15 protein-coding genes and 1 pseudogene are annotated in these 15,187 nt (G+C 58.1%); 5 read left to right on the top strand and 11 right to left on the bottom strand.

What is annotated here, in order from left to right:
• Window positions 1-119: 119 nt before the first annotated feature.
• From DIT72_RS18425 to DIT72_RS10560, 6 genes and pseudogenes are all read right to left on the bottom strand, one after another.
• Window positions 120-824: an ABC transporter ATP-binding protein gene (locus tag DIT72_RS18425; RefSeq protein WP_228260805.1), complete on the bottom strand. Its 705-nt coding sequence runs from the start codon at window positions 822-824 to the stop codon at window positions 120-122.
• A 210-nt stretch (window positions 825-1,034) separates the two neighbouring features.
• Window positions 1,035-1,463: pseudogene (locus DIT72_RS18420) on the bottom strand (hemerythrin domain-containing protein); the annotation flags it as partial.
• A gap of 38 nt (window positions 1,464-1,501) precedes the next feature.
• A complete protein-coding gene (locus tag DIT72_RS10575) occupies window positions 1,502-2,260 on the bottom strand; it encodes an ABC transporter ATP-binding protein (protein ID WP_135955217.1) in 759 nt (252 codons plus the stop codon).
• Window positions 2,257-3,264, bottom strand: a complete 1,008-nt coding sequence (locus DIT72_RS10570) for a branched-chain amino acid ABC transporter permease (RefSeq protein ID WP_135955216.1) — start codon at window positions 3,262-3,264, stop codon at window positions 2,257-2,259. Before DIT72_RS10570 ends, DIT72_RS10575 begins: the two co-directional genes overlap by 4 nt.
• A complete protein-coding gene (locus tag DIT72_RS10565) occupies window positions 3,264-4,139 on the bottom strand; it encodes a branched-chain amino acid ABC transporter permease (RefSeq protein ID WP_135955215.1) in 876 nt (291 codons plus the stop codon). The genes DIT72_RS10570 and DIT72_RS10565 overlap by 1 nt, the downstream gene beginning before the upstream one ends.
• 79 nt (window positions 4,140-4,218) lie before the next feature.
• Window positions 4,219-5,376: an ABC transporter substrate-binding protein gene (locus DIT72_RS10560; protein WP_135955214.1), complete on the bottom strand. Its 1,158-nt coding sequence runs from the start codon at window positions 5,374-5,376 to the stop codon at window positions 4,219-4,221.
• A 303-nt stretch (window positions 5,377-5,679) separates the two neighbouring features.
• Here DIT72_RS10560 and paaX point away from each other — a divergent pair, with 303 nt between their 5' ends.
• Window positions 5,680-6,642 carry a phenylacetic acid degradation operon negative regulatory protein PaaX gene (gene paaX / locus DIT72_RS10555; protein WP_135955213.1) on the top strand — a complete coding sequence of 321 codons (963 nt, stop codon included), beginning with the start codon at window positions 5,680-5,682 and terminating at the stop codon, window positions 6,640-6,642.
• A gap of 28 nt (window positions 6,643-6,670) precedes the next feature.
• Here the strand turns inward: paaX and DIT72_RS10550 are convergent, their stop codons facing one another.
• Window positions 6,671-7,861, bottom strand: a complete 1,191-nt coding sequence (locus DIT72_RS10550; protein ID WP_135955212.1) for a YbfB/YjiJ family MFS transporter — start codon at window positions 7,859-7,861, stop codon at window positions 6,671-6,673.
• A gap of 304 nt (window positions 7,862-8,165) precedes the next feature.
• Here DIT72_RS10550 and DIT72_RS10545 point away from each other — a divergent pair, with 304 nt between their 5' ends.
• Window positions 8,166-9,692, top strand: a complete 1,527-nt coding sequence (locus DIT72_RS10545) for a DEAD/DEAH box helicase (RefSeq protein ID WP_135955211.1) — start codon at window positions 8,166-8,168, stop codon at window positions 9,690-9,692.
• Window positions 9,693-9,707: 15 nt separating this feature from the next.
• Here DIT72_RS10545 and DIT72_RS10540 read toward each other — a convergent pair whose 3' ends face one another.
• The 4 genes from DIT72_RS10540 to DIT72_RS10525 all read right to left on the bottom strand — a co-directional run bounded on the left by DIT72_RS10540 (window position 9,708) and on the right by DIT72_RS10525 (window position 13,094).
• The gene (locus tag DIT72_RS10540) at window positions 9,708-10,217 is read right to left on the bottom strand and encodes a dihydrofolate reductase (protein WP_135955210.1); all 510 of its coding nucleotides are present in this window, start codon (window positions 10,215-10,217) and stop codon (window positions 9,708-9,710) included.
• A gap of 442 nt (window positions 10,218-10,659) precedes the next feature.
• Window positions 10,660-11,499, bottom strand: coding sequence for a thymidylate synthase (locus DIT72_RS10535; protein ID WP_135955209.1), 840 nt, complete (start codon window positions 11,497-11,499; stop codon window positions 10,660-10,662).
• Window positions 11,496-12,284, bottom strand: coding sequence for a prolipoprotein diacylglyceryl transferase (gene lgt / locus DIT72_RS10530; protein ID WP_135955208.1), 789 nt, complete (start codon window positions 12,282-12,284; stop codon window positions 11,496-11,498). Before lgt ends, DIT72_RS10535 begins: the two co-directional genes overlap by 4 nt.
• A gap of 15 nt (window positions 12,285-12,299) precedes the next feature.
• Window positions 12,300-13,094 carry a sulfite exporter TauE/SafE family protein gene (locus tag DIT72_RS10525; protein ID WP_135955207.1) on the bottom strand — a complete coding sequence of 265 codons (795 nt, stop codon included), beginning with the start codon at window positions 13,092-13,094 and terminating at the stop codon, window positions 12,300-12,302.
• Window positions 13,095-13,179: 85 nt separating this feature from the next.
• Here DIT72_RS10525 and DIT72_RS10520 point away from each other — a divergent pair, with 85 nt between their 5' ends.
• The 3 genes from DIT72_RS10520 to DIT72_RS10510 are packed head-to-tail and all read left to right on the top strand — an operon-like array spanning window position 13,180 to window position 15,167.
• Window positions 13,180-13,965 carry an NRDE family protein gene (locus DIT72_RS10520; RefSeq protein ID WP_135955206.1) on the top strand — a complete coding sequence of 262 codons (786 nt, stop codon included), beginning with the start codon at window positions 13,180-13,182 and terminating at the stop codon, window positions 13,963-13,965.
• 48 nt (window positions 13,966-14,013) lie between these two features.
• On the top strand, window positions 14,014-14,268 hold the full coding sequence (locus DIT72_RS10515; protein ID WP_135955205.1) for an exodeoxyribonuclease VII small subunit: 255 nt from the start codon (window positions 14,014-14,016) through the stop codon (window positions 14,266-14,268).
• A complete protein-coding gene (locus tag DIT72_RS10510) occupies window positions 14,268-15,167 on the top strand; it encodes a polyprenyl synthetase family protein (protein ID WP_135955204.1) in 900 nt (299 codons plus the stop codon). Before DIT72_RS10515 ends, DIT72_RS10510 begins: the two co-directional genes overlap by 1 nt.
• Window positions 15,168-15,187 lie beyond the last annotated feature (20 nt).

The raw sequence follows: 15,187 nt of genomic DNA, 5'->3' as shown, positions 1-15,187 counted from the left end.
CCGGGCTGCCAGACTTTCTCCCTGTCCTGGACCCCAGGGAGAAAGTGACCGGCAAATAAAAGGGAGACAGGTTGTTAAACCTGTCTCCCTTTTATTTGTGCTTTACAAGCTTAGGCCGATTACATGCCCAGGTACGCCTCGCGGACTTTCTCATTGCTGAGCAGCTCACGGCCGGTACCTTCGATCACTACCTTGCCGGTCTCAAGTACATAACCACGGTCTGCCAGCGCCAGCGCCTGGGAGGCATTCTGTTCCACCAGGAAAATGGTTATGCCTTCCTTCTTGAGCTCCTTGACGATGTTGAAGATTTCTTCAACGATCAGGGGCGCAAGACCCATACTGGGCTCATCCAGCAGCAACAGGCGTGGCCGGGCCATGAGTGCCCGCCCCATGGCCAACATCTGCTGCTGACCACCTGAAAGCTCCCCGGCCAGGTTATGGTGCTTCTGGCGAAGAATGGGGAACCTGGTGTACATACGCTCGATATCATCCATGACTTCAGAAGTTCTGCCGCGAGTGTAAGCACCCATCAGGAGATTGTCGTGGACGCTCAGGTCCTTGAACACCTGCCTGCCTTCAGGCACCTGCACAATCCCCTGGGCCACACGCCGGTCGGTGCTGATTTTCCCCAGGTCTTTACCCTCGAAGCTTATCGATCCCCGGTCTACCGGCTGCAGCCCGGAGATTGTCATCAGTAATGTGGACTTGCCCGCGCCGTTGGCACCCACCAGGGAGACAATCTCGCCACTGTTGATACGGATATCCACATCATGGAGAACCTCGATCTGGCCATAGGAGGTAACAAGTCCCTTGATGGACAGCATTTCCTCTTCTGCATGAGGAGCGGTTACCCGGTCTGCGTGCTTGAGTCCCAGCCCGCCGAACTTTTCCGGAGTGTAACTGACAATCTGGTGGCGCAGTTCCCGGAATTCTTCCCGGACCCGCTCACCAAACAGCGGGTCGTTTTCCACATCCCGCGCTTCGATAATCTGCTGCCAGTCTTCCTCGGTCAGCAGTTTCCGGGCCCGCGGAATAACCACCCCCTCTTCCTTGCGGATATGTTTGCGCAGGGCCTCAGTGAAACGTGCGAGGGCATGACTGAACTCCTCACGACCTTCCGGCCAGCGTTTTTCGCACTCCGCCAGCAGTTCACGCAACTCCACCAGCTTTTCATGGCCGACCACGTAGCCCCTGGCCAGCTTCTCCAGCAGGGGCGCCGTCTCGGGAGACTTCTCACTGAGCCGCTTGTACAGCTCGATGTCCGTGGGAGTACTGTGGACCCGCTGGGAGAAATGCTCAATGTAATCAAAGATCGTGGTCAGCAGCCGCTCATCCGGCCGCTGGTCGTTGAGATTCATATCACTCAGAAGCTGATCCAGCAGGTCCAGGACCCGCCACAGCGCCTGATGCTCATGAACAATAATTCGGACGGCCTGCTCGCTGCGTGACTGGGCAGGCGCCATTTCAGTGGTTTGCTCGCTCATGTGAAATGTCTCCTTGCTCAGCCACCGAGATAGGCGGCGATAACGTCCGGATTCTGACGGATTTCCTCGGGCGTGCCCTCGGCCAGAACGCGACCATAGTTAAGCACCAGCAAACGGTCGGATATTCCCATCACCAGTTTCATATCATGTTCAACCAGCATCACGGTTATGCCCTGATCTGCAATTTTACGGATCAGGTCTTCCAACGCTGCGGTTTCGGTTGCGTTAAGACCTGCCGCCGGTTCGTCCAGCAGAATGACCTTGGGTTCAGCCGCCAGGGCCCTCGCAATCTCGAGCCGCTTCAGTGCACCGTAGGACATCGCAGAGGCCTCTGCGCCCACATACTCGCCACAGCCCACGTACTCCATAAGATCAGCTGCGCGTTTGTAGGCAGTCTTCTCGTCCCGTCGCAAAGCCGGTAACCGGAACAGGGTGGTGAACAGGCTGCTTTTGAGCTGCAGGTGGCGGCCGAGCATCACATTCTCGATAGCGGTCATGTTCATGCAGATCTGCATCTGCTGAAAAGTCCGGCACATGCCCCGTTCCGCAAGCTGGTTCGGTTCCAGTTTGGCAGTACTCTCGCCGTTCAGCCGGACCTCACCCTTCGTGGGGATGTAGAGGCCGGTAATCAGGTTGAACAGCGTGGTCTTGCCGGCACCGTTGGGCCCGATGACCGAATAGACCTGCCCGGCCTCAACGGCGAAACTGACGCCTTCCACAGCGTGAACGCCACCAAAGGCCTTATCCAGCCCTTTTACTTCAACCAGCGCTGTCATGCCTCACCTCCCGCTTTCTTGCGCATTCTTTTGGAAACAATTGCGGTTAGAGTGGGCAACAGGCCCTTGGGCATGAAAATCATCGTCAGCATCAGAATCAGGCCGAACATGACAGTTTCGAGTTCCTGGAAATCCGCCAGCACCTGCGGCAGGAGGGTCAGCACTGCAGCACCCAGAATCACACCAAAGGTGGAGCCCATGCCGCCCAGAACAACCATCGTTATAAAGAGAATGGAAAACTCGAAGCTGGCCACCGCCGGGGTGATAAAGCCCAGAAAATGGGCGTAGAGGCTGCCCATCAGGCTGGCGTAGATGGCGGAAATTACAAACACCAGGCTTTTATACTTCGCAGTGTTCACGCCAACGACACTTGCCGCGACCTCGGACCCGTGCACCGAGCGCAAGGCACGACCTATCGGTGACTCAATGAGGTTGAGCGCAAACCAGACAGCCACCAGCAGTATTACGCTGGCGAAGATATACCAGGCCTCGAAACCTTCAATCTCAAGGCCCAACAGCGAGTACCGGCCAAAAGAACTCAGTTCCCAGCCGAATACCTCAAAGGCGGGTACCGGCATACCGTCCGGGCCACCTGTCAACGCACGTTCGTTGTTCAGAATAATAGCGATTATGAAGCCCACAGCAAGTGTTGCCATGGACAGGTAATGCCCCTTGAGACGCAGGATCGGGCGCCCCACAACCCAGGCAATAATGCCAACCATGATGGCACCCACCAAAAGTGCCGGTACCGAGGGCCAGCCATAGGTTCCCGTTGCGATACCGGTGAAATAGGCACCAAGACCAAAGAAGCCGGCGTGACCGAGACTGATCTGGCCGGCAAAGCCAACCAGAAGGTTAAGACCGACGACCGTGGCGGCAAGAATTGCGATCTGGGTAACCATTCCATACTGGAACGAGTTGCTCAGAAAGGCCGGGATAATAACGAGAATGAGCGCGAGGACCACCAACCCACGGAGACGCGACTGCATAAAACGGTTCAACATCAGACACGCTCCACAACTTTGGGACCAAAGAGTCCGCGGGGCATGAAGAAGAGCACCAGCAGGATCATGGAAAACGCCACCGCATCCTTGTAATCGGAGGAGATATATCCGGCCGCCATGGCTTCAACGATACCCAGCGCAAGGCCGCCAACAACGGCACCCACACCACTGCCAAGGCCACCGATGGCCGCAGCAACAAAGCCTTTCAGGCCAAGGATGATACCGATGTCATAGGAGGTAAAGGTGATAGGCGCAACCACAATACCGGCAACGGAACCGAGCAGTGCAGACACCAGAAAGGCCAGCATCAGCACCATCTGCGTCCGGACGCCAACCAACCGGGCCGCCTCCTTGTTCATTGACGTCGCCAGGATGGCTTTGCCTGTCAGGGTCTTGGTAAAGAACAGCACAAGAGCGACTACCACAACGGCACCGACCCCCAGAACCCAGAGGCTCTGGCTATTCAGAACAGCGCCGAACACCCAGATGGGCTCATCGCTACTGAAGTTCTGCATCACATGATATTCCTTGCCCCAGACAACCTGGGCAATACCACGGATGAAAATGGAGGCGCCGATCGTGATTATGATCAGTGTAACCACATCCGCCTGCTTCGCCGGCGCTATGGCAAAGCGCTGAAGCGCTATGCCCAGAACACCGGCAAGGATGATGGCGAGAACGATGGCAATTATCATGGGCACACCCATGGCCGTCAGCGAAACGGTCGCCATGCCTCCAATCATCAGGAATTCGCCCTGGGCGAAGTTGATGACGTGGCTGGCGTTATAGATCAGGGTGAAGCCGAGGGCTATCAGGGCGTAGGTCGCACCGATAGTAATTCCGGTGAACAGGTACTGTAAGAATTCTGCAAGCATAGCGGTGTTTCCGGTCGAACATCGGCTGGCGACTTACCCAACAGGACAGCCGCCAGCCGCGAGACAGGTGAAAGGGAAATCAGTCGATCAGTTTCCATTCGCCGTTCTGGACTTCCAGAATGCGGAAGGACTCTGGATCAAGGCCGTTGTGGTCATCCGGTGACATGTTGAATTCACCGGTAACACCGACATAGCCCTTGATGTTTTCCAGAGCCTCACGCACGGCTTCAGGGTCGGTAGAGCCGGCTTCTTCAATGGCGCGTACAGCCAGCATCAGACCATCGTAGGCATAGGCACCAAAGGTTGAAACCTTGGAATCCCAGCGAGCTTCATACTCTGCCTTGTAATTCTGAACCACTTCTTTCTGGGGGTCGTCATCCGGCAGAGAGTCCGGAACCAGCAGCGGTGACGCTGGCAGGCGCAGACCTTCGGCAGCAGAACCGGCCAGCTCGAGGAAGCTGTCAGACGCCACGCCATGGGACTGATAGAACGGAAGCTCCATACCCAACTGATCATAGTTGCGGGTCACAATGGCCGGGCCCTGCCCGAAACCGAAGTTCAGAACTGCTTCAACACCCTTGGTGTTCTTGATATTGGTCAACTGGGCGGTCATGTCTGTATCAGATCCGCTGTAGGTGACATCGGCCACCACTTCCATACCCATCTTCTCTGCCACTTCCAGAGTCTGGGTGCGGCCGGAGCTACCAAAACCACCGGTGCCGGAAATCAGCCCGATCCTGGTGATGCCGCGATCCTTCATGTCCGCCAGGATACGCTCCGCAGCCATGCGGTCAGACTGGGGTGTCTTGAAAACCCACTTCTTTACCGGAGTGGTGATAACCACAGCGCCGGCCAGAGAGATGAACGGAATCTCTGCCTGCTGTATCAGCGGCACCGCTGCCATGGTTGCACCTGTGGTACTGCCACCGACGATGATATCCACGTTATCGGAGCGGATCAGTCGGCTGGCGAAGTTCCGGGCAGAGGAGGCATTGCCAACGTCGTCATAATGGATCAGCTCCAGCTGACGTCCCAGGACGCCGCCTTCTTCATTGATCTTTTCGACGTACATTTCGAGCGTTTTCACCTCGGGGTCGCCGAGGAAAGATGCCGGACCTGTGATAGACAGGAACGACCCGATCTTGATCGGTTCAGCAGCCTGGGCACTCATCATCATGAGACCGGCTGTAGCTACTACTGCGCATTTTCCTGCGCGACGCATCATTGTTTTAAACATTGTTTTTGTTCTCCCGAATTGTGCAGGGGCATGAGTATGTTTGTGTTTCTTCATCCGTGACTACAACAGTCCCTTTTCTTCGCTCCCGGTAAAATTCGATACCATTGACGAATATCAGGTGAAGTTATTGTATCATAACTTCCATGTCAACCAATTTAAGGGAGCCTGCCACGGCTCTTTAAGTAAAGCTGACGCTGGCGCAACACGCCAGCACGGCAAACACAGACAAACCTTTACCTGACACGTAAGACCCGCATAATAAGCGCAACGTGTTTCACTGACTCTTATTTGCGAACCAGGGCCATGACTGCAAAAAACCAGCTCGAACTGCTTGTCAAAAACTTCCAGAAGAAACGGCCTCTGCGCGCCGGATCTCTTATCATTACCATCTATGGTGACGCCATCGTTCCCCGCGGTGGCAACGTCTGGCTTGGCAGCCTGATGAAGCTGGTGGAACCCATGGGTATCAGCCAGCGGCTGGTACGCACGTCAGTGTATCGCCTGGCTCAGGAATCCTGGTTGCAAACCGAAAAGGTCGGGCGCTGCAGTTATTACAGTCTTACCGGCCCCGGGCTGCGCCGGTTCGAACATGCCTTTCAACACGTCTACAATCTCGATACTGCGGAGTGGAGTGGTAGCTGGTGCCTTGTCTACCTGAATCAGCTGGACCCGGAACTTCGCCATAAAGTCAGGGAAGAACTGAAGTGGCTCAGCTTTGGCAGCATGGCCCCGGGGCTGATGGAGCACCCGCGGTTTACCCGCAGCGAGCTGATGCCCATGCTGCAGGAATGGGGCGCGCTGGAAGACACCATTGTGATGCAGACCATGCCCATGGAGCAGAAGAGCCCCAGGGCGCTGCGCCTGCAGGTCCGCGAGAGCTGGAACCTGGAAGAGCTTGGCGGCCGCTACAGGCGGTTTCTGAAACAGTTCCGCCCCCTGTGGCGAGAGCTCCAGTCCGAAGACACGCTCAGTCCGGAGGAATGCCTGCTTTTGCGGATCCTGCTGATCCACGACTACCGAAAAATATTGCTTCGCGATCCTTTGCTGCCCGATGAACTGTTACCGGGTGACTGGGAAGGTCGCAGCGCCAAGCAGCTGTGCCGCAATCTTTACCGGCAAATCTATGTGCGAGCTGAGCAGTGGCTGGACGAGACCCTGGAAAATGCCTCCGGCCCTCTGCCAGGACCCGGCGAGAAATTCTACAAACGCTTCGGGGGCCTGCGCGATTCAAGCACTCTCAGCGAAGCCGTGACTGAAATGGAATAACCCTGCCCCAAGGCAGATCCGCCGGACGCTATTCGGGGGACAGGGCCGCCGAGCCCTGCTCCCGCTGCTCAGCTTTCCGTGCCAGATGCAACATCACCACACCAAGCGCCATCACGATAAGGGTAAGCCAGAGCCCGCTGGTGTAATCGCCTTCCACATCGGCCAGGTAACCTACCACGGCGGGAGCCAGCATCTGGGCCAGACCATAACTGAATGTCAGCCGACTCATCGGCCGGGAAGGATTCTCGGGAAACACACGGCCCACCATGGCCAGCATCATGCTGACAATACCGATAAAGCTGGCACCGTAAATCACGGCACTGAGCATCACGCCAGCCATGCTGGCATTGACGATCAGCATCAGGATACTCACCGCATTGAGCGTGTACGCCAGATACAGCGCCAGCCACTGCCCCCATCGGCGCGAGAACACATCCCAAAGCCAGCAGGCCGGTGTTGCAGCAAGACCGGCTATTAGCCAGATCAGCCAGCCATCGCCGCTGAGCCGCGGCATGGACTCGGCGATGGCCACCAGAAAAGTGGCTGTAACCACATAGCCCACCCCGGCGCAGAAATAAGCCAGCTGCAGAATGCGAATGAAGCGGCTCCGCTCATCCCCACCACCTCCGCCCGCCGTTCGCGGCAAGGCGCAGGCCCGGTAATCCGGCATCCAGGACCAGGCTGGCACCAGCAGCACCAACGCCACCAGCCCATAGATCACCCACTGCTGATCCCAGGTGAAAGGTTCCTTGATCAGCTCTGCAACGACCGCCGTCAGCACAATTCCGAGCCCGATGCCGGAGAAGAAGACACCAAGCTCGGACTTCTGATTGTTCTTGATCAGCCAGCTCATAAGCAGGCCGGCGCCCAACAACATGCCTGCCGAGGTGCTCAGCCCGGAGATAAAACGCAGCACGAACCACAACCACACATTGGTGGTGTATCCCATGAGAATCGTCGAAATCACCGCAACCACAAGCCCGAGCTGGTACAGTCTTACCTTGAGCCCGAGATCACTGATCCGGGTGATAAGTAACGCACCGGTGAGGTAGCCGGCGTAATTCACCGTCGCCAGCATGCCTACCACGGATTTGCTCAGACCCAGCGCCGCGACCATCTCGGGAATCATCGGGGTGTAGGAGAACCGTGCAATACCCACCATGACCACAACGGCGATCACACTGGCGGCCAGTACTTTCATTGTTTCCTTCGGTTTCACGGAATTTCCTCAAGACGGGACGCGTGCGCTGACTCCGGCAAGCCTGGATTTGGAACACGGAAGCGTTCTTTCGGTCCCTTGACTTTGTATCACGATGGCGATCAAAACTAGCAATACCGAAACAGAAGTCAAGGGAACACGGTTATTATCACCACGGCGGACACTGCTCCGGCCCGGAGCCAGAAGACATGATTGCAATTAACAGAGAATCACGGCTATCAAATATCGACCAGATCAACTAGTATAGTGTCGAATAACGCATTGCTCAGCGATGCACCTCCTCCCCCGAATTCCGAGTACATTAATGTCTGAATTGTCTTTTGCCGAACTCGGCCTGGATCCAGCTGTCCTTGAAGCTGTTGCCGCCGTCGGCTACGAAAAACCTTCTCCCATACAGGCCCAGACTATTCCTGCGCTGCTGGCTGGCAAACATTTGCTGGGTGTCGCCCAGACCGGCACCGGCAAGACAGCCGCTTTTGCGCTGCCGCTGCTGAGCCGTATTGACGCTTCCCTCATGGAGCCGCAGATCCTGGTGCTGGCGCCCACACGGGAGCTGGCCATTCAGGTGGCCGAGGCGTTTACCACCTATGCCAGCAAGTTCCGCAACTTTCATGTACTGCCCATTTACGGCGGCCAGGATTTCTTCCCCCAGATCAAGGGCCTGCGCCGTGGTGCCCAGGTGATCGTGGGCACTCCCGGCCGCATGCTGGACCATCTGCGCAAGGGCACCCTGAAGCTCGACAGCCTCAAGGCGCTGGTACTGGACGAAGCCGACGAAATGCTTCGCATGGGCTTCATTGATGACGTGGAAGCGATTCTGGCAAAAACACCGGACAACTGTCAGCGCGCCCTGTTCTCCGCAACCATGCCACCGCAGATCAAGAAAGTCGCCCAGACCTATCTGCGCGATGCCACGGAAGTGAAGATCGAGAGCGAGACCCGCACGGTTGAGCGCATTTCCCAGTTCGTATTGCCGGTGTATGCAGAGCGCAAGCTGGATGCCCTGACTCGCATCCTGGAAGTAGAGCCGCTGGACGCTGCCATCGTTTTCGTGCGCACCAAGGCGGAAACCACGCTGCTGGCGGAAAAACTGTCAGCCCGTGGCCACGCAGTGGCACCGCTGAACGGTGACCTGAACCAGCGCCAGCGCGAGCAGACGGTGGACGACCTCAGGCGCGGCAAGAAAGATATCATCGTGGCTACGGACGTCGCAGCGCGCGGCCTGGACGTGCCCCGTATTACCCACGTCATCAACTACGACGTACCCTACGATACCGAGGCCTATATTCACCGGGTTGGCCGCACCGGCCGTGCCGGCCGTGAAGGCAAGGCGATTCTGCTGGTAACTCCCCGCGAGCGCAGCTGGTTGCGGACACTTGAGCGGGCCACCAACTCGCCGATGGAATCCTACCAGCTGCCCTCGCCCGTCGAACTCAAGAAAATGCGCGAGGAGCAGTTTGAAACCCAACTGCTGGGTTTCGCCGAGGATGGCAAACTGGCCAAGGCCATGGCGCTGCTGGATGAGATTGCCGAGCGCAATGAGATGGATACGGCCATGGTAGCCGGTGCCCTGGCCTGCTGGCTGGAAGCATCCCAGCCGGGCTCGCTGCCGCTGGACCAGCCGGAGGCCCTGCCTGAGATCTCAGCCACCGCGCCGCCGCGCCGTGACCGGGACCGTAAAGGTGGCGGTGGTGGCCGTCCCGGTGGCAAGCCGGGATACAAGCCCGGTTTCAAGAAAGGCCCCAAGGGCCGCGGAGGCCCCGCCCCGAAGGGCAAGCCCCCGGGTAAAGGCGGCAAGCCAGCCGGCAAACGCCCGTCCCGTCAGGACTGACTCAGGCGTTTAAGACTAAGTCAGTCGCTGATAGACGACGAAGCTGTAGTCATAAGGGTTGTTGTCGGACGCGGAGAAATCCTCCCGTCCGATTTCTTCCCACTGATCCCAGTCCACTTCCGGAAAAAAGGCATCTCCCTCGATTTCGGCATGTACCTGGGTGATGTAAATCCTGTCCACGATTGGCAGGGCTTCAGCGTAAATCTGCCCGCCGCCAATAATCATTACTTCGTCCCCACCCTCGATTTCCGCCTGCGCCTCGGCTTTGACCAACGCGTCATCGAGTGACTTTGCCGCCACGGTTCCGGCCGGCGCTTCCCATTCCGGATTCCGCGAAATCACCACGTTCATCCTTCCCGGCAACGGCCGACCAATAGAATCCCAGGTTTTCCGCCCCATGATGATGGGCTTGCCCATGGTGGCCTGCTTGAAGTACTTCAGATCCCCCGGCAGATACCATGGCAGCTTGTTGTTACGGCCGATGACCCGGTTCCGGGACATGGCCACTATGAGAGCTTTCCTCATTGTTTGTTTATCCTCTTGCCTGGGAGCTCCGGATCCGGGGCCCTCGGGATTTTCGGGCTGCAAGAGGGCAGGAAGACGTGCCCAAAAAGCGCCTCAAGGCATCCATGCTCGGCTTGGGCTCCGCCATCCATGGCTCCGCACATTTTTGGGCACGTCTTCCCGCCCTCTCGCGATTCGACAATGCCATCAGCTGACTCACAGACACTACGGCATGACGTTCTGATTTAGACTCAGTTAAAATAGGTATCCCAGTTTGACCCCACCTTCCTGAAAATCGATCTCAACTATCCGATCACACTGCAGCGGGTGGGGACTTCCGAAAATGTGCGGAGCCAAGGATGGCGGAGCCCAAGCCGCACACGGACGTCTCGAGGCGTTTTTCGGAAGTCCCCACCCGCTGCACTGCAGACGCCAGAATAAGAGGACCGGTCCCAGCTAGAGATCAAATAGCAATGGGTGCCTTAATCCCGGGGTAAGGGTCATACCCCTCAAAGTCGAAATCCTCCAACGCGTACCCGAAGATCGACGCAGGTTTCCGTTTGATCACCAGTTCCGGCAACGGCCGGGGCGTCCGTTTCAGTTGTTCAAACACGATGTCGTCGGTCAGGTGGTTCTGGTACAGATGGCAATCACCAAACGTATGCACAAACTCGCCAACGCCCAGATCGCACTGCTGGGCGATCATGTGGGTTAATAGCGCATAGGACGCGATGTTGAACGGCACGCCCAGAAACAGATCGGCGCTGCGCTGGTAGAGCTGGCAGGAGAGTCTGCCGTCGGCGACGTAGAACTGGAACAGACAGTGGCACGGCGCCAGTGCCATGCGGCCCTGACGGACATTGTCCTGGGGGCTGATGGATTCGTCCGGAAGTTCGGCCGGGTTCCAGGCGGAAACGATCAGCCGGCGGGAGTTGGGCTTGTTGCGGATCTGGTCGATTACATCGCTGATCTGATCGACAGTGCCGCCATCCGGGCACTGCCAGCTGCGCCACTGCTTGCCGTAGATAGGGCCCAGGTCGCCGTTTTCCAGGGCCCATTCGTTCCAGATGGAGACCTTACGCTGTTTCAGCCAGTTGTTGTCAGTGGAGCCCTCCAGGAACCACAGCAGCTCCTGGATGATGCTGCGCAGGTGGACTTTCTTGGTGGTAACCAGCGGAAAACCTTCCCGCAGGTCGAAGCGGATCTGGCGGCCAAAAACGGAGCGGGTGCCGACGCCGGTACGGTCGCCGCGGTCCATGCCATTGTCCACCACGTCTTTCATCAGGTCGAGATAGGCTTTCATTCAGCGTTTCTCCGGTAAGCAAATACGATCAGCCCGGCACCGGCCAGGATCATCGGGAACGACAGAACCTGCCCCATGGTAAGCCAGTCGAAGGCCAGATAACCAAGCTGGGGGTCGGGCTGGCGAACGAACTCCACCAGGAAGCGGAACACGCCATAACACGCAAGGAACAGGCCGGATACCGCCATGCGGGGCCGGGGTTTTGAGGAAAACCACCACAGGATAATGAAAAATACCACGCCTTCGAGGGCGAACTGATATAGCTGGGAGGGGTGGCGTGCCAGGGCGTCGGGGGCAGTGCGGAAAACCATGCCCCAGGGCAGGTCTGTGGGCTTACCCCAGAGTTCGCCATTGATGAAATTGCCGATGCGCCCGGCGCCGAGGCCAACCGGCACCAGCGGTGCGACGAAATCGGCAATTTGCCAGAAGGTGCGGTCCACTTTGCGACCAAACCACCACATGGCAAACATCACGCCCAGCAGGCCGCCGTGAAAGGACATCCCGCCCTCCCAGACCCGCAACAACATCAATGGGTCGGACGTGAAGGCGCCAAAATTGTAGAAGATCACATAACCGAAGCGGCCACCGAGTATGACGCCAAGGGCAATGTAGAAAAGCATGTCACCCAGCTGGGCCTCGGTGATCGGTGACCAGGGTTTGCGGGCGCGGATGCGGCCCAGCCACCAGCCAACGAGAAAACCAACCAGGTAGGTCAGGCCATACCAGTGAATTTTCAGCGGCCCGATGGCGATGGCCACCGGATCGATTTGCGGATGCTGAAGCATCAATAACCCCTCAGGTCATAACAGAAAACGGATACCCACCAGGATTAACACCAGGGCAAATATTTTTTTGAGCAGCGCCGCATCAAGACGGTGCGCCAGATTAGCGCCGACCCGGGCGAACAATATACTGGTCAGGATAATACCCAGAAACGCGGGCAGGTAGATAAAACCCACACTGAGGTCCGGCAGGTGCGGGTTCTGCCAGCCAGTGCCAATGTTGGTAAGTGCCCCTGCAACCGCAATGGGCAGGCCACAGGCGGCGGAGGTTCCCACAGCCTGCTGCATGCGGACATTGCACCAGCTCAGGAAGGGAACCGTCAGAGTGCCACCACCGATACCGAAAATGGCGGATGCCCAGCCAATACCCGCTCCAGCGCCACCCAACCCGGCAGCGCCGGGCACATCGCGACCGGGTTTCGGGTTTACTTCCAGAAGCATTTTCAGCGCCACCAGAATGACAAACACACCGATGATCAGTTCCAGGGCGTCGCCACTGAGCATGGAGGCCGTCCAGGCGCCCAGTATCGCACCGATCACGATACCGGCAACCATCGGCCGGAAAATGTCCCAGCGAATGGCCTGATGCAAGTGATGGGACCTGATGGAACTGCCCGACGTGAACACAATGGTTGCCAGCGACGTCCCCACGGCGAGGTGAGCAACAATTTCACCATTGATTCCCTGCAGGCCAAAACTGAAGATCAGCACTGGCACAATAACCAGGCCACCGCCAATACCAAACAGGCCGGCCATGGTGCCCGCCAGGGCGCCCAGAGCCAGATAGAGACCAGTTACAGCAATCAGGGTCATACTTAGCCACGCGCAGAGAACAGAACAGGCTGGTATGATACACACCGACGCACCTTTGTTCACTCGTGATGGATGGGCCAGCCTCATGTGCCTTATTGTTTTTTCCCTGCGACAGCACCCCGACTTCCCGCTGGTGGTGGCCGCCAACCGTGACGAGTTCTTTCAGCGCCCCACTGCTGCCATGGACTGGTGGACCAGCGAAACCGCCGGGCGGGAGGTACTTGCCGGTCGCGATCTGCTCTCCGGCGGTACCTGGCTCGCCGTCGACATCAAAGGCCGGGTATCAGCTGTCACCAATGTGCGGGAAGCTTCGCCGGTACCAGGCCCGAAGTCGCGGGGTGAGCTTCCCCTGCTGGCCCTTGCCGACGAGACCGGGACCCCCGAATCCCTGATACGGGAACAGAAGAATCAGTATTCAGGATTCAATCTGGTCAGCCTGAATACACAGCACGGCTGGTATTTCAGTAATCACGATGCCCACGCCGGGCGCCATGTCCATCGCGGCACCTACGGTCTCAGCAATCATTTGCTGCAAACGCCCTGGCCCAAACTGCTCCGGCTCAGGAATTCGGTGACCGGGCTGCTTGCCAGCGCTCGTCCGGGAACCACAGCCGAACTCCATCAGAACCTGATTGAGCGGCTGTATGACACCACTCCGGCGCCCGACCGCGAACTGCCGGACACCGGTGTCGGCCTCGATAGAGAACGATTTTTGTCGTCCCCCTTCATTATCGGCAAAGATTACGGCACCCGCGCCACCACCGTGGTTACTGCCAGCGCCTCCGGAGAGATCCGCGTGACAGAGCAGGAATGGGGCCCGGAGGGTAAAAAGCAGGACACCAGAGCATTCTGTTGGCAGCAGCCGGCCTGAAGCTTTGGTATAATCCGCGAAATTCCGCCAAGCAACCGGAGGCCGTGTATGGCCGGTGAGAAAAGCACGACGTCCATCGCCGACTTTGAAAAGTCCCTGGATGAGCTGGAAAAACTGGTCCGTGATCTGGAACAGGGTGAACTGTCCCTGGAGCAGTCACTGACGGCATTCGAACGCGGCGTAAAGCTCACTCGGGAGTGCCAGCAGGCGCTCAGGACAGCGGAACAGCGAGTGGAACAGCTGGTTGAAAACAGCGATGGAACACTGCAAACCAGGCCCTTTACCCCGGACGAATCTGCCTGATGTCAACGCCGAACACCCGCCTGACAATCTTTCTGCAGCAATGCCGCAACCGGATCGACGCCGAACTGGAGCGTCAACTTTCCGCTTCCGGCAATGGCTCTGATCGCCTGGAACAGGCCATGAGGTACAGTGTGCTGGGAGGCGGCAAACGTATTCGCCCGGCGCTGTGCCTGGCGGCAGCCACAGCTGTGGGTCAGTCACAGGACAATGCGGTTATCCCGGCCTGTACCCTGGAACTGATCCACGCCTATTCACTGATTCACGATGACCTGCCGGCCATGGACGATGACGAACTGCGCCGGGGCCGCGCCACCACCCATATCGCTTTCGATGAAGCCACCGCTATTCTGGCCGGCGATGCGCTGCAAACCATGGCCTTCGGCCTGCTGGCAGAAGCACCGGGACTGGATGGCCAGGTCCGGCTGGCGATGATCACGGAGCTGGCTTCTGCCAGCGGGCACCGGGGCATGGTGGGTGGCCAGGCCATAGACCTGGAGTCGGTCGGCAAGAGCCTCATCATTGACCAGCTGGAGAGAATGCATCGCCACAAGACCGGTGCGCTGATTGCCGCCAGCGTGCGAATGGGGGCGCTGACCGCCACCAAAGTCAGTGACGACCAGCTGGCAGCGCTTACCCTTTACTCACAGACTCTGGGGCTTGCTTTCCAGGTACAGGACGATCTTCTGGATATCGAAGGTGACACCACCGTGATTGGCAAGCCCCAGGGGTCGGATCTGGCTCGCGCCAAGCCTACCTACCCTTCCCTGCTTGGCACCGCCGGCGCCAGAGATTACCTGTCACAGCTGCTGCACTCCTCGCTTTCGAGCCTGGACGGATTTGGCAAGGAAGCTGACATACTCAGGGACATGGCCGGTTACGTGGTGGCCCGCACCCATTGAACCATCACGGCACTGGCATG

The sequence above is a fragment of the Marinobacter orientalis genome (genome assembly GCF_004792665.1).
Taxonomy (GTDB): Bacteria; Pseudomonadota; Gammaproteobacteria; order Pseudomonadales; family Oleiphilaceae; genus Marinobacter; species Marinobacter orientalis.
The sequence above is the reverse complement of the archived record's forward strand: the minus strand, read 5'-3'. Positions and strand labels throughout refer to the sequence as shown.